This is a genomic window from Candidatus Desulfatibia sp. (assembly GCF_036446775.1).
Taxonomy (GTDB): Bacteria; Desulfobacterota; Desulfobacteria; order Desulfobacterales; family UBA11574; genus Desulfatibia_A.
In genome coordinates, this window is sequence record NZ_JAZFTO010000315.1 from 25,729 (window position 1) to 47,494 (window position 21,766).

Genomic DNA, 21,766 nt, shown 5'->3' on the forward strand with positions numbered 1-21,766 from the left:
TTTATCAGAATCATTCCAATTTTAGGTTATAATATCTCCTCGGCAAACATGGCGCCCTTGCCGAGCTCCTCTTCAATTCTGATAAGTTGGTTGTATTTGGCAACACGGTCGCTGCGTGACATGGAGCCCGCCTTTATCTGGCCACCGTTTACACCGACCACCAAATCAGCAATAAAGGAATCCTCGGTTTCGCCGGATCTGTGGGAGATTACCGTCGTGTAACCGGATTGCTTTGCCATTTCGATGGCATCCAATGTTTCCGTAACTGTTCCGATCTGATTCAGTTTGATCAGGATGGAGTTTGCTATGCCCTCCTCAATCCCTTTAGCGAATATCTTAGGATTGGTAACAAAGATATCATCACCAACGATCTGGATAGACCCTTCCAGCCGGTCGGTCATCAAACCCCAGCCGTTCCAATCCTGCTCGGCAAGACCATCCTCAATAGAAATGATAGGGTATTTATCGATTAATTCCTCATAATAATCAATCATTTTTTCGGCTGTAAGCTTTCTATTTTCCGATTTTAGAATATACTTTTTATTTTTGTAAAACTCGCTGGCAGCAGAATCCAAACCAATACCAATATCGCTGCCGGGTTTGTATCCGGCAGATTTAATTGCGTTAATGATAAATTTTATGGCCGCCTCGTTGGATTCAAGGTCAGGTGCAAATCCGCCTTCATCACCAACGGCAGTATTGAGCCCTTTGTCCTTCAGCAGCTTCTTTAAACTGTGAAACGTTTCCGCTCCCATCTGTACAGCCTCTTTAATTGACTCAGCGCCAACGGGTATGATCATGAACTCCTGTATGTCCAAATTGTTGGCGGCATGGGCACCGCCGTTGATAATATTTATCATGGGAAGGGGAAGGCATCTGGCATTTATCCCTCCTAAATATTTGTAAAGGGGCAATCCATATGCTGCTGAAGCGGCTCTGGCAGCTGCCATTGAAACGCCTAAGATGGCATTGGCTCCAAGTTTTGACTTGTTTGATGAACCATCCAGCTCAATCATAAATTTGTCTAAATCTATTTGATCGGCAGCATCCATACCATGTACAGCAGGAGCAATTTTTTCTCGTACGTTTTTTACCGCAGTTGCGACACCTTTGCCGCCGTAGCGCTTCGAGCGCTTATCTCGAAGCTCTAAGGCTTCACGTTTGCCGGTGGAAGCACCCGAAGGGACGGCAGCCCGTCCAACGGCACCGCAGGCAACAATGACATCCACCTCAACCGTAGGATTGCCTCTTGAATCGAGTATTTCTCTTGCAGTGATATCAACGATTTCAGTCATGGTTTCCTCCCTTTTTTTACACAAACAATTAAGATTTATACACGATCTGACATTGCGGTTCTATCCAATTTTCTCGTGACAAATTTGTCCGGGTGGCAAATCACTAGGCGTTCACAGGTTCAGAGTTCACCGTTCAGGGTTACCTTTCGTAAGCGTTCACAGGTTCGGGGTTCAGAAGTTCAGCCTGCGACGAGCTCAGCCGAGTCGGGTTGCTTTTTCGTTGTTAACCTTTACTAATTAGCCCCGAACCTCTTGGCACGACGTAGCTTCAGCGCAGGCGGCTGAACCTATGAACCCTTTAGATGAGCCTGCTCATCCTGGATTTGCTTCTTCAACCCGAAATCACGAGTAAATTTGGCCTTCTTTGTCAGTCCCTAGACCTTGCGAGTTAACTCCCAGGCCAACTGCCATGCCTCAATATCTTCAAATTTAGGGGGGTATGACATATGCTCCCCTCGTTCTATTCTCATACCTTCTCTATTCAGAACTCTCAATTAACGGTTCAAATTTCTGAACCTTTGAACCCTGAACCTCTGAACCTGTGAACGGTTACATATTATATAGAAATTTCCTGTTGTTAGAGCGGCTCTGCCGCTTTTTATAGAATCGCGGCAGCAATTGTGTAACTTGACAAATCGGCGATAAATGTTACTCTGCTGATTATCTTATGTCAAGCACCGCGCCTGTCTTAGACAAGTTATAAGGGTTATTATGCAAAATACTGATTTATATTCCAATACCCATCTAGTCGTGGCGGCAATCCGGGTTCTTACCCACCAGAAAAAAGCACCCCCTTCTATCGACGAGGTTTGCCAAGCCTTATCCTTTTCCTTGGAACAAGGAAATTTCATATGCAATAAACTGAAAGAAACGGGCATCATAGAGGTAGTTGAAGGTGCATATGGAACCAGGCTCTTTATAAAGAACCACTTAAAGATAGAAGACATCCCCAAAGGCGATAAAGTAAGCACCCTGGAAGAAGAGCTTAAGAAATTCCAGAACTCCAAAAAGAATTTTACTAAAAAAATAGAGTCTTTCCAGGCAAAACAGGCAAAAAAGCAAAAAACTCTTTTCGCCGAACTGGAAAAAAAACTCAAACAAGAAACTGATAAGAAGAAGAGCTAACGCGGCTAAACCGGAAAGTGCCTATTGTCCCGGATTTCTCATGGTCTAAGACTTGTGTGTTCCGGTGATAGTTACCTCAATGCTCCTGGTCCGCGCGCGGTTGTCGTGGTTGATGGCTACCACCTGCTGCCAGGTCCCCAGTTTCAGTTGTCCGTTCCTGATCGGCAATGTAATGGACGGACCCAGCAGGGCGGCCTGAACATGACTGTGTCCGTTACCGTCATGCCACGCCTTTTCATGTTCGTACTCCATGCCGGGCGGGGCCAGTCTGTTTACGGCCTGTTTCAGATCTTCCACCACCCCGGGCTCGAATTCAATGGTGGTTATAGATCCGGTGGAACCTATTATTGTAGCACAAAGAGAGCCGTTTTCAATATTAACCTCTTTTATCAAGCGACCGAGCTTTGGTGTAATGTCGTAAATGTCCGGCCCGGTTTTCAATCTAACTTCTATGGATTCAAAAAACATTGATCCCGGTTTCATAATTATCCTCCATACATTCTGATATACCAGCCCGTCTAAAGCCGGCTTTTATTGACAGGCTAAACCTGATTTACAAGATGCTATTTTTTAAACATATCCAGTCCATCCTGTATATCCTGTCAAATGCCTTTTGTATGCGTTCACAGGTTCAGCGTTCAACGTTCAGGGTTACCTTTCTGTTGGGTTCACAGAATCAGAGTTCACCACTGCCCGACCGACGGCAGGCGAGGTTTAGGGTTGTCTTTTTCATGCGTTCACAGGTTTCCCGCCACTGGTGGGATTTAACGTTGTCTTTATTCGTTGAACCTCTGAACCCTGAACCTTTGAACCCGTGAACGGTTACTGCCTTTTAGAGAAGGTTTAAGTTCCAATTCCAAAGTCCGGGCCTTTTTTTCATTTTCACTCCCCTGGGTAAGGGTTCAATCAGATGTACAAACAGACTGTAACCTGCTTTCATTAATAAATCCTGCTGGGCCCTGATGTCCAGTTCCCAGTTGGGGAACATCCAATAGTCTGAACCATATTGTCGAACCCAGGCTTGCTCGCCCTTGGGGCTGGTAAACGGTTGCTTGGTTTTCAAATTTTCCACAAGTGTGCGCGATACGCATAAAGGCCAGTTGCCGGCTGTAACGATACCTACCGGCAGGGGGCTGTGCTTGGGCAGTAATAAATAATCTTCCCGTCCCAGTTCCGGACTGACGATGACCCCGTTAAATCCCAGAGATACCAGGCTGCTAACCGCGAGAGGATTGGTGATATTGCAAAACGGACCGGCCCAGAGATTTAAACCTTTGGCCCCGGTAAAAAGCGCTATCTGCCAGGGGGAATTAAGGACAAAATTCCGTCCCCCCTTTTTAAGGACAAAATCGACAACCCCCTTTATTTTGGTCTCAGCTTCAGGCCAGATTACAGGCGGCAACCACCACCAAAGTTTGGACACAAGGCCCCTTTGTATCCCTGCCGGGTTTTTGATCGGCAGCCAGGTCCCGGTTCGTCCCCGGAGCTTTTTGTTGCCAATCTTTCGGTATACCTTTAGTTCAAAAGCTAAGGATCGTTTTCTGGATCTTTGCGGCAGCCTGGCACAAAAATTTGAAGCATCTACCTGCGACTTTGGAATTTTGTCAAGCTCACCTTCAAGCGCCGTCAACATATTCTCAAGCGTTTTATCGCGTCTGTCCGTTAAAAATACCGGAGTCCCCGTGGCGGGACTTTTTTTTGAAACAATTTTTAAAAACAGACGCCCTTTTTTAGGAATGAACCTGCGGACCCTGCTTTTGCCGTGCCACGGCTCATCCTCATAACCGATGCGCAGGGTATCGCCGCATAAAAGTTCCTCTCTGGCAACAATAAACGGTTTTTCTCTCGTCCCTTTTACGTTTCCAACAAGCAACCCGGAGCCGGTTTGTACGTCGACTTTGACCGGACTTTGAGGTCTTTGCGGCAAAAAATTATAATGGGTTCCAGTACGCCCTAAAGCCCCGGCAAGGAGTTGCAGAGCCTCTTTTTTCATTTTAGGATCGCTGCCCTGATCCCTTAACATCCGGTAGGCCTGAACCGTATTAAAAACATAATGGGGACCTTTTTTGCGGCCTTCAATCTTCCAGGCCCGCACCTGCGGAATGGACAAAAGAATTTTGACCAGCACATCTACGCTGAGATCCTGGCAGGAAAAAAATTTGGCGGTCTGCTTGTTGTGCGAATAAAGCCGGCGGCAGGGCTGAACGCATCTGCCCCTAAGGCCGCTCTTTCCGCCCAGATAGCTGCTCCAGTAGCACCTTCCGGAAATCCCGTAACACAGGGCCCCGTGGATAAATACTTCCAGATCCAACCCCTTTGGACAGGCCAGGGCCAGGGCCTTTATCTCGTCTATGGAAAGCTCCCTGGGGATAACGATACGGTCCACATCAAGCTTTTTGCGCACAAGTTTCAAAGCTGCATTAAAGCTTACATTGGCAAGTGTCGATAAATGCAGCCGGCCGGCATAACCTGTTTGCCCGGCCAGCTGCACAAGGGACAGGTCCTGGATGATTATAGCTTCGGGCTTCACCCGCTTTTTCAATTGTTCCAAAAATCGACCGGCATGATCCAGATCATCGGGCTTTAACAGTGAGTTTAATGCCACATGGACCTTAATCCCTTTGTCACGTGCCATCTGCGCCAGGGATACCAGTTCCTCGAGTGAAAAGTTCTTAGCTTCCATGCGGGCCGAAAAGTGCTTCAGTCCCAAATATACGGCGTCGGCCCCGGCCGCCATGGCTGCCAGAAAGGATGCTTTATTTCCAACCGGTGCCAGAATGGACGGTTTTAGGGATGGCTCTGTTGCTCGCTTCATACAGGTATTATATTGACTTTTATTCATCGAATTTATATTTATATATAATGTATTTACGAATATTGCAAAGATGGAATAAGTATCCGGCGCACATAATATGAGGGAACCAAATGCCTGTAAAGAAAAGTCCGACAGACCGAAGACGTTTCATCTCAATGGTGTCCGGGATGCTTTCCGGTCTCCTGCTGACAAAACCGGGAAGTGTGCGGGCCACAAAATCAGAAATTAAACAATTCCTGGCAAATATTGAGACTGACTTGCTGGTAAGATCCAAACCCTCAAAGCACCCTGCCGTCACTTGGGAACATTATGGAGACGGAATCCGTCTTTACAAAAAGAACCAGGTAAAAAATATTCCATTTTGCGCCACGAACCGGGTTGGCAAGACCATCTGGGAACACTGTAACGGCATAAATACTCCCTGGGAGATCTCCGCATTTGTTCATCAGAAATATCTTGTCCCCCGCCAACAGGCCTATGCTGAATGCCTTGCTTTCATAGCTGCCCTAAAAACAAAAGAAGCGGTCCTACTGTAAGACCATGAACGCTGCCCAACGATATATAAAAAATAACAACATCGTTTTCAGAGAAGAGGATGACGGTGCTTTTTTGTTTGATCCGGATTCAGGCAATTTGAAATACTTGAACAACTCCGCCAAAGAGACCTTTTTGATAATAGACGGTCAAAATGATTTAAACCAGATAGCCAATCGCCTGCTGGAACTATACCCTGATGAGGACGCCGAACAGGTCCGGAATGATGTGGAAAGTTTCCTGCTGGAACTTTTGTCGAATAGCTTTGTCTTCCATACGGGAAGCAATTAACCCGAGAGACCTTTGAAAAAGGAATTTATGGCTAATCAGGAAATAAGCTACCCGCTGACAAGCCTTTATCTTTATCTCACCGATCGCTGTAATCTAAGATGCTCCCACTGTTGGATCTCGCCCGCATTTTCACAGCTTCAGCAAAACGGCATCCCCTTGGATCCTCTGAAAAAGACAATATCAGATGCCGGAGCATTGGGCCTTAACAGTGTCAAGCTGACCGGCGGAGAACCGCTTTTATACCGGCAACTGGATGAACTACTCACATTTTTGAAATCAAAAGAATTAACCATTTATATCGAAACAAACGGGACCCTGATAGATCAAAAGATGATCAAATCTTTCCAGGCTGCCGGGGTGGAGCAGATTTCCGTCAGCCTGGATGCAGCCACGGAAGAAATTCACAATAAAATTAGAGGAATTAAAGGCAGCTATGCTCGCACCTTGCAAGGCCTGCACGATCTTTCCCATAGCGGCTTGCAATTCCAAATTATCATGACTCTCCAGCGCAAAAACCTCAATGAGATACCGGGTATGGTGCAATTAAGCGAAAAGTTGGGGGCCTGTTCTTTAAAAATAAATCATCTGCTTCCTTGCGGGAGAGGAAAAGAGGCTTTTGATAAAAAAGAAAATCTGGAATTGGAAGAATTAATCCAACTTTACCGATTAGTACAAGAAAAATGGTTGCGACCGGGCACCATGGAAGTTGATTTCGATCTTCCAGTGGCGTTAAGGTCTATTGAAGATATCAAACGCAGAGGACTCAATGAATGCCGCATTCTGAATATTCTGGGGATTCTCGCCAACGGAGACTTTTCCATCTGCGGCATCGGCCAGACGGTTGAAGAATTGCGCATGGGAAATCTCTCGCACGATTCGGTCGGCAGTGTCTGGCAAAACAATCCTATTCTAAACGAGCTGCGCCAATCCCTAACCAGCAAGCTTGAAGGAGCCTGCGGAGGCTGTATTTTTAAGTTTCAGTGCCTGGGAGGCTGCCGGGCTAATGCTTACTCTCTTACCAAGGATCTGCATGCACCGTATTTTTTGTGCCAACAATACTATGAATCCGGACTATTCCCATCATCAAGATATATCAAATGAGACATGGAACTAACTATAAACCTGGCCGGAACAAAGATTGATATAATCTTTGCAGGCCGGTCAAATAATGCCATACCTCTGTGTAACCACTACTTCAGGAATTTTATTCATCCTAACAGGGGAGAAAGCGCCGCAGTCAAAATAAGTGTCTTAGAAAAAGCAACCGGCAGGTTGCCGGTTCAGGAAACAAACGGGGAACCGATTTTTGAACAGCTGCTGTCCACCCCGGATGTGGTCCAATGGCTTAGGGAAGTCCCGCCGTACAGAAAGGATTTCCTCATCGATGAAACCACCATCTGTTCATTTTGCATGAACGGACTGCTGCTCTTTAGCCCTGAAACTGCGATTGGACATATCTACCTTTTAAAACCAGGACCCCGGGTGTTCCGACCACTCCACCGGCTGTTATGGATTTATTTTGCCCAGGTTCTGGGAGAAAAAAGGGCCTGTTTTGTACATGCCGCGGCATTGACCAGAAAAGCAGGCGGCCACCTTTTTTTTGGAGACTCCGGGGCCGGTAAAAGTACCCTGGCCGGCGCCTGCGGGCGCGACACCGTAATATCGGATGACAGTCCTGTTTTCCGCAAGCGCAATGGCAAATATCACGTATTCCCTTCCCCTTATCATCAGATGGGCCGGCTTAAAATTCTTAATAAGGAAACTCCTGACATATGTGCTGAAGTGAAAGGGTTATATTTTCTGGTCAAAGATGACAACCTCTCTATTAACAAAATCTCAAAGAAAAAAGCCGTCTCCATGATCATAAACCGCTATATTCTTTTTTTCCCCTATCTTTCACCCCGGGCCAAAAGGTTGCTATTTGACCTTTTTCTTGAAGCATGCCATAATTTACATACTAATTATCTTCATTATTTGCCAGGCCGGGACGTGTGGAGTGTTATTGCCGACGGCTAAAACTGGAGGATGAAATGACAGGCTCAAAAGAAGATAAGCAAACCACCCGGATTCCATATGAACCTCCCCGGCTATTAGATCTGGGCGGAGGGGTTGCCTATGCTAAAAGAGGAAAAGGAGGAAAAGGAGGTTGCAAGCCTGGTGGTAGCCCGGCGGGCAGGAAATGCAAACCAGGCCAATCGGCTACGGGCAGCCAATGCAAACCAGGAGGTACGGCGGGCAGCAAATGCCAATCAGGAGGTGCGGCAGCAGGCGGCGATTGTAGGCCGGGAGGTACGGCAGCAGGTGGGAACTGTAGGACTGGAACTACGGCGGCAGGTGGGAAATGTCAGCCTGGTGGAACCGCAGGTTCGAAATGCCAAAGTGGAAGTACGGCCGGTGGCAGGTGTCGAACTGGCGCCACTGTGGGATAATAATAGATAAGATGAAACCTTTGCAAAGGTCTCAGAATATAAACGCCCGGTACAAATCGTTACTTACTAAGCTGATAATCTCCGCAGCCCTTCTGAAGTAACCTGATCTTTTGCCGGACCATGATTTATCTTGGATTATCTGAGCCATTACCTCGTCTTTGGGAAAAACAGTCTCTTTGATAAATTTGAGTTTATTACCTGTTCCCTCTAAATTGCAAAGCCACAAGAGATAACAAAGTTCTTCCGAAGAAAAACCCCGGATCTTCAAACGCAGGATATGTTTTTCCAGGATGCTCAGCCTGTTGATTCCCAGCTCCTGCTTGACCTGCAAGGGTACTTGCAGGTCAAAAATTCTCTCCACCAAAATCAGGGCATAAAGTACAATTCTCTCCTGTTGCCAGAATCGGGCTCGTTCTACGACTTCTCCCCATCCGCCGGGGATGCCGGCTAATTCCAGCAGGCATTCATGCAGATCCACCAGCCAGATCAGCCGGGAATAGCTGTGCTTCAGGGCATGAGCGGCCAAAGCTACAACATTGTCAAAAGGGTCCGGAAGTAAGAGACTATCCTGTTGCTCAAAGAAGGGTACGGCCCTTTCCCACATGGGGGTAAGGTCGGCCGGAAAGATATACCGCCTATTATGAATGCGGTCCAGATTCAAGATATGGATGTGAATGTCAACTATAAAATCACCCTTGTAAAGGATATCCGGATAGGCGGGATTGGTCGCATAGTAACCGGCTTGCCCTAACAATTGTTTAAAACCTTCTTTATGGTCCGGTTTGACCATAAAGTCCGCATCACCCAGAGGCCTGAGCCCTATGTCGCCGTACATTCTGGTAAGGGCTAAGCCCTGCAGGGCCATAACCGTAAATCCGGCCTGTTCCAGCTTGTCCGCAAGTGCCCTGGCGTTGGCAATAACTGCCAGGGTATATTCTTTGGTCTGATTATATCTGTTTTCGAGACGTTTTAAGGCCGTTTTCGAAACAGCATCACAGAGGTCCAGATCTCTCAGGTGGTAATAAAAAAATCCGGCAACCCCGTCCAGTTCCGCCAGCGCCGCTAAATTGTCCCAGGGAACATCCTGCTTAACAAAGTGCCGCACATAATCCTTCTCAGCCCGCTTAAGATGCCGCCTCGATACGCAGCGAATAAATTTAACAATCTCCCACCAGCCTACCATCATATATCCTCTCAAAAAGTGAGACCTTTGATCTTAGCCGGGAAGTCGTCCTCCTGCTTTTAAAAACCGTTTTAGACAGGCATCGGGACTTGGATGATTTTCATTTCCCAGAATCAAATATGCCAGGGCCGGACAGTTCCCCGTACAATAGTCGATATATTCGCAGCCTTTGCAAAATTCAAAATCGCTCAAAGGAATATTGTAGCGTCCTCTCAATCGCTTAAGCTCCGGATGTTTTTGCCAAACCGTTTTGAGATCATCCCGATTGATGCGCCCCAATTCAATATGGCTCATCTGAATGCACGGCACCAGTACTCCGTCAGCCCGCACGGCCATCGTATTCATCGGTCCGCCGCAAGCTGAAAGATATCCTCCCTCAAAGTCATCTTTTTCTCCGGTCCGCCGGGCCTCTTCCATCATATTCCAACTACCGGCCTCGGCTAAGGGGCCTGCGGTGGCGCTGATTCTTCCGTTGTATTTTTCACTTAAGTTTAAAAGCTCCTCCATCGCCATACTACGCTCTTCAACCGTAAGTTGGACCTGTTCGGCATTCCGGCGGCAAAGTCCCATATATGACGCCGCATTGGTAGAAAAATCATCAAGTCCGATATCTTCCAGCAGCAGACGGGCAATTCTATCCAACTCTCTGACATTTTTTCTGTGAATGGTAACCCTTACGGATACAGAGACACCGTGTCTTTGCAAGCACTTGATGCCCTCGATTGCTTTGAAGAAATTCCCCCGGCCCCGAAAAGCGTCATGGGTCAGCGGTATGGAGCCGTCGATGGAGACTTGAACGCCGTCGCAGCGCCCGGTCGAAGCTAAAAAAGCGGCCGTTTCATCCGCAATCAACGTGCCGTTACTTAATATATCGAACCGCATCCGGTTGCTGACAATCCCTGCTACAATTTGCCTCAAATCCTCCCGATAAAAAGGCTCTCCGCCCTGAAGAGTCACATGCAGGACCGCGCATCGATTCAACTCCTCGAAAAACTTGAGCCATTCTTCAGCGGGCAGGTCCCGGCCCACATCGCCCGCTCCGGAAAAATGGCTGCAATACTTACATCGCAGATTACACCTGTTTGTTATAGCCAGGTCCAGTGCTCTTGGCGTCTTCATTATCTTCATAAAATATTCGGGTTAGAATGATGAAAAAGATACTCGCTTGGCCGGTTCAGGACTTGATACTTCCGCCTTTTCCAGTTGGGGCAGGACCGTAATAATGCCGACCATAAACCAGAAAGGCTCCATAATGCGGACAATTATAAATGTGTTGGCCCCGAGGGCGTGAAACAGAAGACCGGTGAGACCGGCCAGAAAACCGATGGTCAGTCCTTGAAGATAAGGAGTTTTAAGTTCCTTTAAATTAATAATTGCTAATTTAAAGATAGAATATAAAAGATAGATAAATGCCGTTAATCCGATAACACCCGTCTCCACCAGCACCCTCGGAAACTGCGCATCTAAGAACCTGTATCCGGTAACGCCGTATCCGAACACAGGATGTTTGGTCCAGTCACGCAATGCATCTTGCCAGCTCCTTAACCTGGCCGAGGTGGAAGTGTCCAACCTCACATCACCTACAGTAACTTGCTGGCCAGGATGTTCGCGTTGCGTAAAAGTAAAACTGATTCTCTCTTTAACCGTCGAGGGAAGCAAAAGGGGGCTTAATGCTAAAAAAAGAAGCATTAGGCCGACAATTATAACCCTCTTTTCAGACATCAGACCTAAAACCAGGCACGCGGGGATGAACGCCAGATAAGAAGCTCTGGACTGCGTAAAAAGCAAAGGGGGTATAATGGCAACTATCAGAACGGCAAGCAACTGCTTTGACAACAATTTTTCAACCTTTGAAAACAATCCTGCGGTAATTGCCCCTATAAATACAAGGTATCCTCCCATAGTGTTGGGTTCGCCGACTTCACCTTCAAACGGCGCAGAGACTCTGCCTCCGCCAGGAATCTGCAGCATCCCGATGATCGATACCACAAAACCTGTAAGCAACAAACATATCAAAAATCGATTTGCCTGCTTCAGGTTTGCAACATGATTGACTATCATAAAAAAGACGATCATGTATTCAAAATATTTTACAACAAAGAAAAAACCGGTTGTGGGAGATACTCTGCCGGCCATGATGCCGAATCCGGTTGATATAATGCATGCCAACATATAAAAAAGAATGGGCTTATTCAATGGCGTTTTCAAAACCAGCCCCAGCTCCTTGTGAACCGCGGTTTTGGCAAACCAACTGAAACCGATAACAACCAGCAGAAAGTCTTCCAGCCGCACAGTTACACCTCTTCCGAGAGAGGCCCCCTCGGTCGTACCTACCATGATTTCAGGCGACAGCAGCATGGAAAAAATTAAGATATACAAGCCCCACTCTATGTTGATAAAGGCCACAGCAAAGATTATCAAAGCTATTAGGCCCTGAAATAGTAGGGGGGAATACATATATTGTGATGAAAGAAAGCCCAAAAAAAGGGCAACAGCCAGAAATGATATGGTCAATAAAAAGGATCGCACAATTAAAATATATCTTGCCAGAATATTCCTAACACCAGCAAAGCCAGCGTTATGATGAGTACTACTATGGTCAAGGGTTTTATTTGAAACGCAGGCGGCAAATGTTCTTGAAACCATCTTGTTATGGAACTGCTTTGTTTATCTTCTATATCTTCTTCCGACCCATAATAATACTGAGTATGATACTTGAAATAATCAGGACCGGCCTCCGCCTTCACGTTGTTTAAGACGACACCCCATACATTGGCATTGATATTGTCCAGGGTCGTTTTAGCGCGTTTCAATACCCCCCGGCCAATTTTTCCCACTGTGTAGACCATGACAACACCGTCTACATGCGGTCCGATTTCGGTGGCATCAACTACAGGCAAAATCGGGGGGGAATCTATAATGATGATATCATAGCTTTGATAAGCCTTCTGTAAAAGTTCAACAAACCGTTTTGAACGTAAGATTTCAGCCGGGTTGGGCGGTTTTGTTCCGGCAGTGATGATATTAAGGTTGTCCAGCCCCGGGGTTTTCAGAATTTCCTCTAATTCAAAATCTCCCAGCATGATATCTGTAATGGTATTTATGATATCTTTATACTGATAGTTTCCCAGAACGCAATCCGTCAAACCGGGTCCTTTTTCCAATCCAAAAATCTTATGGATTACAGGTTTGCGCAAATCCGCCTCCAACAGCAGTACTCTGCTGCCCGCTTGAGCCATACTGAGCGCCAGGTTGACCGCGTTAAAGGTTTTTCCTTCTCGCACAAAAGAGCTGGTAATCAGAAACGATTTTCCTTGTTTGTCCAGACTCATAAACTCAATGTTCGATCTGAGAGTGCGGAAGGCTTCCGCGGATAAGGACTTGGGATCATAGTGAGTAACCAATTCCCGTTCTCTTCCTGTTTCTAAAACCTGTTGACTATCACGGCTCTTGCCCGTCTCCACTTTCCCCATAAAAGGTATAACTCCCAGGACCGGAACCTGTAGTAAATTCTCCACATCCTCTATGGTCCCCATGGAAGTATCAAACACCTCAGCGCCAAAAGCAAAAACAAACCCTACGATCAAACCCATAATAATGCCCGTAAAGATAATCATCATTTTAGAAGAGACATTGAAAGGAGCCGCAGGCACCAAAGCCGGTTTAACAATGACAACCTCCTCCACTTTGCCAGACTCCTTAATCAGGGTCTCCTGGTGTTTGGTTTTCAATTGGGAATATAAAGATTCCTGTAGTTGCACCTCTCTTTGCATTCTGACCAGCTTCAGAGCCTTTTCCGGAAGGCTCCGGCTCTCTTTCCTCAAACGATTCAGCTTTGTTAAAAGATCAGCTTCGCGTTTTGCTAAAATACTTGAAAAGGCCTCAAGCTCTTTTCTTATCTCAAGAATTATGGCTTGAATCTGATCATTTACCCCGACTACCTGCGGATGCTCTTTAGTAAAGTCAATCAGCAGGGTTTCCCTCTTTAAAAGCAAATCGCTCAGTTTGACCCTCAATGCATGTATAGGAGAATCTTTGTCCGGGGCAATCAAGGTTCTATTAAATTTTTCCGGAGACAAATCAGTCTTTTCTGCGATCAGTTTTAATAGCGATACAACTTCATTTTTTTGTTTTTTTGCCTTCTCATGCTCTAATTCAACATCGTACAACCGATTTAACGTATTGCTGGTTTGAGCATCCATGGATATCAAGGCATAGCCTTCCTTAAAGGCCCGGAGTTCATCCTCTGCCTGTTGTAGGAGATTTGAGGTCAACTGCAGCTGCTTTTCGATAAAGGCCTTGGTTTCGAATGTCTTCCTGTTTTTCTCCTGGATATTGTAATTCCTATATGCTCTGGTAACAGCGTTTGCTACAAGTGCCGCTTCCTGGGCATCTCTCGATATTACTCTGATATTAATGATATTGGTACCAGGCTCCTGTTCCGCTTTTATTAAAGCCTTCAGACGCTGGACCTTGGCCAAAAGGGATTTGGAATTGCGAATCTTTTCAGCGGAAATATTCTTAGGAATCCAATCTAACTCCTTTGCTGTTTGTGACAGTACCGGGAAACTGGTAATAATATAAGCATGCGTAATCAGATTTTCCGATTCCTCAAAAAATCCACCCATAAAAAAGTCCGCCATGGTTTTGGTGCGTTCGATTTTAATGGCGGCACTGGCTTCATATAAAGGAACGGGCTCATTCAATTTTGCAAAGCCATAGCTGAAGACCCCGGCCAAAAAAGTCAGCAGTACAATAATGGTCTTTCTCTTTCTGATGATCCGCCAGTAATCTCTCAGATCGACGTCATATTGAGCCATTGCCGAAAACCTTCCTAATTGAGCTAAAACTCAATTAGGTGTTATCCGTTATTTGTTATTAGTTATTGGTTTTAAGTGAAAGATAAACAGAATTATACCCTAATCGAGCCAAAATTCGATTAGGCGTCTGTGGTCAGCTGTCCGTAGTCAGTGGTTTTACAGGTTCTTAGGGCCTCTTTTTGTGTTTCACCTGTAGTTGAAATATAATCTCGCTTCTTAAAGCTTAGCAACGGACGACGGACAAAGGACAACGGACACCCAATTGAGCGTTATCGCTCAATTGAAATACTATTTTGTCAATATATCAGCAGCACTGTCAAAGCCTTTAATGATGGTAGTAGGCATAAGGATAAGTTCCATAAAGGGCTTAATTCGCTTAACAAACAGGTTTGCATCACCGATAAAACTTCGCGGTACAAACACCAGATCTCCGTTTGTCAGGGCAACATTCTGGGTCTGGTCGCCTTCCTCCATAAGTTTTTTAAGATCAGCAGAAATGACCTCGGGTCTGGTGGGGTCCCCCCTGATAATCTTGGTACTGTCCTCATGCGCGAATACGGTAACGCCCCCGGCCTGTGAAACGACATCCAGCAGGCGCATCTCTGAACCGCTAAAAGCATATACGCCCGGCTTGCCCACTTCACCAAAGATATACACCCGATTGTCCTCTTTGGTAATAAGGGGAATATAAATTACATCACCGCTATCCAGCACCACATCCTGGCCGGTTTCACCCCGTAAAATAGCATTGAACAGGTTCAATTTTAATACCTGCCCTTTCTTGCGGCGCAAACCTACTTCAGCCAGATTGGCGTCTTGATGCAAGCTAACGTTCTGGGAAAATATTTCCACGATTGTAGTCCGGCCGGTCAGATAGTTTTTACCTCCGCCGGTTCTGCCAGCCCAGGCCGCTCCCGGCCCTAAAACTGTTACGAATTTGCTTTTATATTCCTTGACTATAACGTCCACCCGGGGATTTCTTATATACTTGACAAGCCTGCCGGTTATAATATCATCCACCTGCGAGGCGGTAAATCCGTTGACATAAAGATTGTCCACCATGTTAAACGAAATTTTGCCCGCAGGCCTAACCGTTATTAGTTCTCTGGTCGCAGTAGGTCCTTTCCACAAAGTTATTTCAATAACATCGCCGGGCCCGATTTTATACTCCGGAACCCCGGATACAGTTGTAAAGACACTGTTTTCTTCAAGTTCGGCAGAAATCGAAGGAAGTTCCGGAGCGGCAACTTTCTGTGCTTGGCGGACTCTCGATGAAACGACACCCTTTTCTTTTCCCAGCCAGATTTTGATGCCCTCTCCAAAGCCGGCAGCACAGATATCATCGCGCCCGTCTTTATCTAAATCGGCGATCTCGATTCCATAGAAGATACCTTTGGATGGGAACCGCCCTTTGATGGGCGTCCAGGAATCTGATCCTGCGTTTTTCCAGGCCTTGATCCCCTTAGAATTTACGGAACCGGCCAGAAGATCCATCAGACCGTCTCCATCCAGGTCAACAGCAAGGGCTTGCCAGAAGCTGTCGTTTTCTTCCAGACTCGATGTGCCGATGAAGTCTCCGCGTCCATCTCCTATAAAAATCTGAACACCTTTTCTGTAAGAGCCGGCTAATAAATCCAGCTTGCCGTCAGCGTTAACGTCTCCAACGCTCAGACCATAAAAACTGCCTTTACGTACCGGTAAAGTCGACGACCAGCCCCCGGTACCGTCTCCGAGCCAGACCTTCAAAGCGCCATAGCTGCCCCAGCCGGCTCCCGCCAGGTCCAAAAACCCGTCTTGATCAAAATCAGCCAACGCTACATCCATGAAAATCCCTGTAACCGTAGGACCCGACTCCATAAGCCAGGCGCCTTTTCCATCTCCCAGCCAGACCTGAATACCGCCTTGGGTATCCGAGGTCGCATTGGCGGCAATGATATCCATATGTCCATCCCCATTAACATCAGCCGTCTCCACGCCCTCGTAGTTATTTATTTCGACAGGGTTGATACCTCTGAGCCACCTGCGCTCGGACTGATTCAACCACACCATAATTCCCGAGGCTTCTCTTTGAACGGACAGCACGATATCCTTAAGTCCGTCTTCATCGAAATCCGCCACGGCAACGGATCTAACATCCCCTTTGAACGGCAGGTATTGAGGTGCAGACATATTACCGGAGCCGTCCCCATACCAGATAGCTACAGTCCCGGGGAATGTACTCCCTCCGACGATATCCGGATTACCATCGTTGTCCAGATCAGATACGGCCACCGCCCGGTATTTTCCTGATGTGGCCAGGTCGCCGGCTTTGGCCCATTGAGCCGGTTGTTCTTGGCCTATATCTTGAGCACACCCAATAGTTAATATAAGCCCCAGCAATCCCACATGAAACAGCAGAATTTTATAAAGGGACCTTCCAGTTTTATTAAAGTTCCTTTTCCACATTTTATAGATATACAAAATAGTTGTCGATATTCTTTCGATTAACGCTTAACAAATAATTTTCAATTGCGCATTATTGCTCAAGTGGTTTAAGTATCGAGTATCGAGCATCAAGCATCAAGTATCGAGCATCAAGTATCAAGTATCATTCCAGATCCTCTATGGCATGCTTGACAATCTTCTTGTCGATAACCCGGACTTTCATCATCATACCGATCAGCAGGCTGCGTTCGCATACGTTGTTTATCCTGAGCGGTATTCCTGCGGCGTAATTATAAACCGATTTGACCGCCTCTTTTGAAAAGATGCCCCGTACAGCCCCGGCCTTTTCGAGGCGAAATAATATATAGCGTATCGTATCTTGAAGATCCATGGGACTCAAATCGTATTTAATCGCAATTCTTTCTTTCAGGGGCTTAAGATTAGCAATCTTTTCTTTTAACGGAAGCTGTCCTATTAAGATCAAAGTAACCAGAAATTGGTTGTCAGATTGTAAATTGAGCAGCATTCTCAGTTCTTCAAAACTGGATGGATCCTTAATAAGATGGGCCTCATCAATAATCAGGACGGTAATTAAGTTCTGCTGAAAATTTTTTGAAAGCCTTTTCTTAAGCCGTTCTAACAGAATGGTTTTGGAATCTTCATCAGCTGTTTCTTCCATTGCCAGCAAAATGGCCCGTAAGAAATCGACGGAGTTTAAATCCGGATTGACGATGGTTGTAACTTCAAAACGATCTTTTGAGAGGTGGTTTATTAATACCTGACTGACCGTGGTTTTCCCGGAGCCTACTTCACCTGTCAGCATAGCGGCCCCTTTACGGTGTTCAACAGCGTATAATAGACGAATAAGCGCCTCTTCGTGTGGATTCGATTTAAAAAATAAGTTGCGGTCAGGAACATTTTTAAAGGGTTCTTCTTTGAAATTCCAATATTCTAAATACATTAAAATTCGCCCTTGAAGTAGTTTTCTATTTGTTAGAATTATCCATCTTGTGGCAGAAATTTTATATTAATCACGAAAACACGAAAGATGGAAAGCACGAAATTTAAATTTAATTTACAAATGTTTTTCGTGTTTTCGAGATTTCGTGATAATTTTTTCTTCCGGGTTAGCGCTCGACTATTTTACTTTCAATACCGTCTGCGAGCAAATCAGCATATTGGTCTTCAGCACCCTTGTGAGTGTAAAAAGCCCCTACGTATAAGTAAAATATGTTATTTGATCCTTTAACCACATAAGGCGAAAAACCCTCTTTCGAAATCAGCTTAATTTGGTCATTTACCGTCGTTTCAGATCGATAGGTGCCGATCAATGTTGCATATTTGGTCTTTTTTATTGCCGCCCCTTTTAACTTGCTTGCTTTTATTACCTTCCCGGCCTGTTTGACATTATCGAAATAACCCGTGAAGATCCGGTACCATACACCTTTATCCCCCAGATCAACCTTCACCCAGTACGGCGATAAACCTTTTTCTCGATAAATTGCAAGGGTTTTATCAGCTTTTTGACGGCTGCGAAAAGCGTCAAGTCTTATTGAATACGGGTATAACCGTTTTGTCGATACGCTCTCCATTCCGTATTTACTGGATGTTTCCAATGATTCTTTGTCAGGTAGCGGACCAATAGAGATGGATTCTCGTTCTTTATTAAAAACCGATTCCTCGGAAGTAACGGCTCCTGTCACGGAACTTTTTGGGGTAGCCTTTCCCACAATTGCCTTATTGCTGCTCCTAAGGTCTTTCGAATCAGGTATTTGAGAAGCAGCCGGCTTTTGTTGAGCAACTTCTTTCTGCACTTCACTCTTATTTATCGACGGCAGGGAGATATCTACAGGTTCTTTTAAAAGAGTACTACCCGGTTTCGTTTTCATTACAGACGTTTGCAATTTGCCTGCATCTAAAGGTTTTGAATCTTTGTTTCCAAGTTGGATGATCAGGCCTGTAGCCAGTAAGGCTATCCCCCCGATTAGCAGGACAGCTTTAAACCAGCCGACTTTTTGTTCCCGGCCCGTTCGTTCTTCCTTTTCTTGCATCTCAGGAGAGAACTCATCAGCACTAAACGTAGCCTCCTCTTGCATAGAATGAAGGTCATCACTTTTTTGCACACGCTCTGCCCGGGCCCGTGTTTTACTGTCAGGACCCTCAGAGGGTGACTGCAACTCTTCATCAGAAACAGAATCAACAATGTACAATAGCTGATCATCGGGAAGGTTTATGATGCGTTCCGTCAAAACTCGCCTTTGCTGGGAATCAAATACAATCTGAACCCTGGGCCTCATAGGTTGATCAGGATAAGTCTCTATCACTTTGCAGACGGCGTTTGAGTTCAGCTTGACATAGCTATGTAATGGAAAGATTGAAAAGATATTTAAAAGGGCTTTAAGATGCTTTCGCTGAAAAAGATTTTTACCTGTCTTGATGATCTCTTTTACGGCAATAAAATGGAGAAATTTTTCCCTTTGCGGCCTGGAATGAATGAGAGCCTCGTACATATCGACAAGCCCGATGATTTGTGCATACTCGTGAATCTCATCACCTTTTAAACCTTGCGGATATCCGGATCCATCCAGCCTTTCATTTACTTGAGCGGCACACTCTGCCAAATAGGGATAATCATCCCCAAAAGCCTTCAAAATCTTGTAGGAATAATTGGAACGTTCCTTGAAAATTTTGAATTCAGCCTCGCTCAGTTTCTGTTGTTTATAAATAAGCTTTTCGGGAATAATGGCCATGCCTATATCGTGCAGCAGGCCCGCCATACCGATCTCAACCTGCCTGTCTTTGCTCAAGCCAAGATTATCCGCCATCTTAATGGCGTAAATGGCCACATTGACGTTGTTGAGAATAACATATTTAAGGGGATCATCAAGGTGAAGGGCTTCGATAAAAAGGGAGTCTTGAAAAGATTGCATTTCAACCATTTCCCGAATGATTTGAAAACCCGGATCAAGTGAAAACATCTTGCGCCGTTTGACGGCTTCAAAAGCCTGCTTCAGATAAGCGGCTGACTTTTCATAAAGGACTTTCCCGCTCACACCGATCTGGTCTTTATCAGAAGCTTTTTTTTCAGAAACGACCTTATCCGCGGAAAGCGCTTTCTTTTGTTCAGCAGCAAGTTTTCGGAAACTTAATCGAGAATTGCCTTTAGATTCGTCCCTTTTCTTTTTGGGGATTGGCTTGGTTGAACTGATATTATCGTTATTTATGTCACTGAATTTCACCATGGAAGTTATCCTGATGACTAATAATTAAGAAACTATTTTATATATAATTTATCTATCTTGTATGTCAATAATAATTAAACGCAATATATAGTGTTATAAGGTTCAAGGTTCTGCGTTCCGGGTTTTGCGTTGAACCTCTGAACCCTGAACTTTTGAACCTCTCAACCCTAAACATTTCAACCTCTGAACGCTGTAACTTACGACGTCTATACATAGATCTAGATTAGTTGTTTTTCCTATCCAAAGAACGGCCGCGTCTTTCCAGAATCGTGATTAATAAAACCAAAATAGTTGCCTGAGCTATCAATAATAGGGCATCCACAGGCCTTGCGTTGCGAAGAACAACCGCACTGGCTCCCAGACAGAGACTCATCAAATAGATAAAAAGAACACTTTTCCTCTGTCCACCTAAAACAACGGCCAGTCTGTGATGGAGGTGGTCTTTGCCCACATAATCAAGCCACTGCCGAAAATTGGCCACTTTACCTGATATGATGCGATCCACCGTGATATACACCATATCGAAAATCAAGACCCAAAATATCAGAAGTGGCGATGCCAGCGCCTTTACAGGACTACCTGTCGCCCACTCGCCATAGACCGCCACACTCGCTAAAATAAAACCGATAACGGTACTGCCCCCATCTCCCAGAAAAATGGCGGCTCTGCCTTTTTTTAATAAGTTATACGGCAAAAATCCGATGCAGCTCCCCATCATGGCTACGGCAACCCAGCCTAAAAATGGTTGTTGAGTCTGAAATGCGACTATTCCCAAAAAAAAAGCAATGATAACGCCCAATCCGGCAGCCATACCATCCATACCATCAAAAAAATTCATGGCATTGGTGATTCCGATAAGCCAGAAAAGGGTTAATGCTACGTTGCCCACCTGTGAAAAGATACCCAGGTAGTCGGGAATAACGCGCAGAACAACTCCAAAGCTCATTACCAGCACTGCGCATAAAATTTGGGCCACAAGTTTGATTTTGGCGGAGATTTCTTTGAAGTCATCCACGACCCCAATAACAAAGAGCAGACACGACGCTGTCAGGATCGCCCCAAGCTTGGGGGAATAAATGCCGTTTATCATGATGGCCGCCAAAAAAGCACTGAAAACAGCCGCACCTCCCAGCAGGGGCGTAGCTTCCTGATGAATTTTTCTGGCATCCGGCCGGTCAAGGATGCCCAGCCGGTGGGAAAGCCATATAGCCGGCGGTGTCAGGCAAAAAGAGAGTGTAAATGATATGAAAAGCACATAGGCCCACCTCCATCCCATATAAATAAAGACTTTGCGACTTTGCGGTATTAGAAGAACAACATTCAATATCAATACAGGAATGTAACTGCGCCACCATATTCCCCTGACATTATTTATGCTGCTCACTTTTTTCCTCCTTGGATGTGGTAATCAGCTCCTTTATCACCCGATTAACATCTTCTTCAGTAAGGGATGGATATATAGGAATGGATAAAGACTCCTTCCAAGCCTTTTCTGTTCGAGGAAATCCCTTCAAGCCTAAATACTGATGAAGGGGCCGGTAAACCGGCCTGGCACACCCGATCCCTTCTCCCTTAAGTTTTCTAATCCAGGAACTGGAATCGGTTCCC

At 45.6% G+C, this 21,766-nt stretch carries 18 protein-coding genes; 6 read left to right on the top strand and 12 right to left on the bottom strand.

The genetic code is table 11. The features are described 5' to 3' along the window. Positions 1-26 precede the first annotated feature (26 nt). A complete protein-coding gene (gene eno, locus V3S16_RS14815; protein ID WP_413886286.1) occupies positions 27-1,295 on the bottom strand; it encodes a phosphopyruvate hydratase in 1,269 nt (422 codons plus the stop codon). Between the two features lie 711 nt (positions 1,296-2,006). Here eno and V3S16_RS14820 point away from each other — a divergent pair. Further along, complete coding sequence (locus tag V3S16_RS14820) at positions 2,007-2,420, top strand: hypothetical protein (protein WP_413886288.1); 414 nt, start codon at positions 2,007-2,009, stop codon at positions 2,418-2,420. 45 nt (positions 2,421-2,465) lie between these two features. On the opposite strand, the gene V3S16_RS14825 is transcribed toward V3S16_RS14820, so the two are convergent. Both V3S16_RS14825 and V3S16_RS14830 read right to left on the bottom strand, forming a co-directional pair. Then, the gene (locus V3S16_RS14825; RefSeq protein WP_413886289.1) at positions 2,466-2,903 is read right to left on the bottom strand and encodes a secondary thiamine-phosphate synthase enzyme YjbQ; all 438 of its coding nucleotides are present in this window, start codon (positions 2,901-2,903) and stop codon (positions 2,466-2,468) included. 349 nt (positions 2,904-3,252) lie between these two features. Next, positions 3,253-5,235, bottom strand: a complete 1,983-nt coding sequence (locus V3S16_RS14830) for a peptidase U32 family protein (RefSeq protein WP_413886291.1) — start codon at positions 5,233-5,235, stop codon at positions 3,253-3,255. A gap of 110 nt (positions 5,236-5,345) precedes the next feature. Here V3S16_RS14830 and V3S16_RS14835 point away from each other — a divergent pair, with 110 nt between their 5' ends. The 5 genes from V3S16_RS14835 to V3S16_RS14855 all read left to right on the top strand — a co-directional run bounded on the left by V3S16_RS14835 (position 5,346) and on the right by V3S16_RS14855 (position 8,499). Continuing rightward, on the top strand, positions 5,346-5,771 hold the full coding sequence (locus V3S16_RS14835) for a PqqD family protein (RefSeq protein ID WP_413886293.1): 426 nt from the start codon (positions 5,346-5,348) through the stop codon (positions 5,769-5,771). A 4-nt stretch (positions 5,772-5,775) separates the two neighbouring features. After that, on the top strand, positions 5,776-6,060 hold the full coding sequence (locus tag V3S16_RS14840; RefSeq protein WP_413886295.1) for a PqqD family protein: 285 nt from the start codon (positions 5,776-5,778) through the stop codon (positions 6,058-6,060). Positions 6,061-6,087: 27 nt separating this feature from the next. Continuing rightward, positions 6,088-7,161, top strand: coding sequence for a radical SAM protein (locus tag V3S16_RS14845; RefSeq protein WP_413886297.1), 1,074 nt, complete (start codon positions 6,088-6,090; stop codon positions 7,159-7,161). Between the two features lie 3 nt (positions 7,162-7,164). Beyond that, positions 7,165-8,076: a hypothetical protein gene (locus V3S16_RS14850; RefSeq protein WP_413886299.1), complete on the top strand. Its 912-nt coding sequence runs from the start codon at positions 7,165-7,167 to the stop codon at positions 8,074-8,076. Positions 8,077-8,175: 99 nt separating this feature from the next. Next, on the top strand, positions 8,176-8,499 hold the full coding sequence (locus V3S16_RS14855; protein WP_413886301.1) for a hypothetical protein: 324 nt from the start codon (positions 8,176-8,178) through the stop codon (positions 8,497-8,499). A gap of 21 nt (positions 8,500-8,520) precedes the next feature. Here the strand turns inward: V3S16_RS14855 and V3S16_RS14860 are convergent, their stop codons facing one another. The 9 genes from V3S16_RS14860 to V3S16_RS14900 form a co-directional block, all read right to left on the bottom strand. Next, on the bottom strand, positions 8,521-9,675 hold the full coding sequence (locus V3S16_RS14860) for a nucleotidyltransferase family protein (RefSeq protein ID WP_413886303.1): 1,155 nt from the start codon (positions 9,673-9,675) through the stop codon (positions 8,521-8,523). Between the two features lie 30 nt (positions 9,676-9,705). Continuing rightward, complete coding sequence (gene scmE / locus V3S16_RS14865; protein WP_413886305.1) at positions 9,706-10,791, bottom strand: SynChlorMet cassette radical SAM/SPASM protein ScmE; 1,086 nt, start codon at positions 10,789-10,791, stop codon at positions 9,706-9,708. Between the two features lie 21 nt (positions 10,792-10,812). Further along, positions 10,813-12,051, bottom strand: coding sequence for an O-antigen ligase family protein (locus tag V3S16_RS14870; protein WP_413886307.1), 1,239 nt, complete (start codon positions 12,049-12,051; stop codon positions 10,813-10,815). A gap of 152 nt (positions 12,052-12,203) precedes the next feature. Continuing rightward, the gene (locus V3S16_RS14875; RefSeq protein WP_413886309.1) at positions 12,204-14,492 is read right to left on the bottom strand and encodes a GumC family protein; all 2,289 of its coding nucleotides are present in this window, start codon (positions 14,490-14,492) and stop codon (positions 12,204-12,206) included. A 288-nt stretch (positions 14,493-14,780) separates the two neighbouring features. Continuing rightward, the gene (locus V3S16_RS14880; protein ID WP_413886311.1) at positions 14,781-16,952 is read right to left on the bottom strand and encodes an FG-GAP-like repeat-containing protein; all 2,172 of its coding nucleotides are present in this window, start codon (positions 16,950-16,952) and stop codon (positions 14,781-14,783) included. 127 nt (positions 16,953-17,079) lie between these two features. Continuing rightward, complete coding sequence (locus V3S16_RS14885; RefSeq protein WP_413886313.1) at positions 17,080-17,877, bottom strand: ExeA family protein; 798 nt, start codon at positions 17,875-17,877, stop codon at positions 17,080-17,082. 166 nt (positions 17,878-18,043) lie between these two features. Beyond that, entirely contained in the window at positions 18,044-20,158 is a 2,115-nt protein-coding gene (locus V3S16_RS14890; protein WP_413886315.1) for an HD domain-containing phosphohydrolase, read from the bottom strand. 223 nt (positions 20,159-20,381) lie between these two features. Continuing rightward, entirely contained in the window at positions 20,382-21,542 is a 1,161-nt protein-coding gene (locus tag V3S16_RS14895; protein WP_413886317.1) for a glycosyltransferase family 4 protein, read from the bottom strand. After that, positions 21,526-21,766: DegT/DnrJ/EryC1/StrS family aminotransferase (locus V3S16_RS14900; protein ID WP_413886319.1), on the bottom strand; the 241-nt coding region annotated here is incomplete at its 5' end. The genes V3S16_RS14895 and V3S16_RS14900, both read right to left, overlap by 17 nt.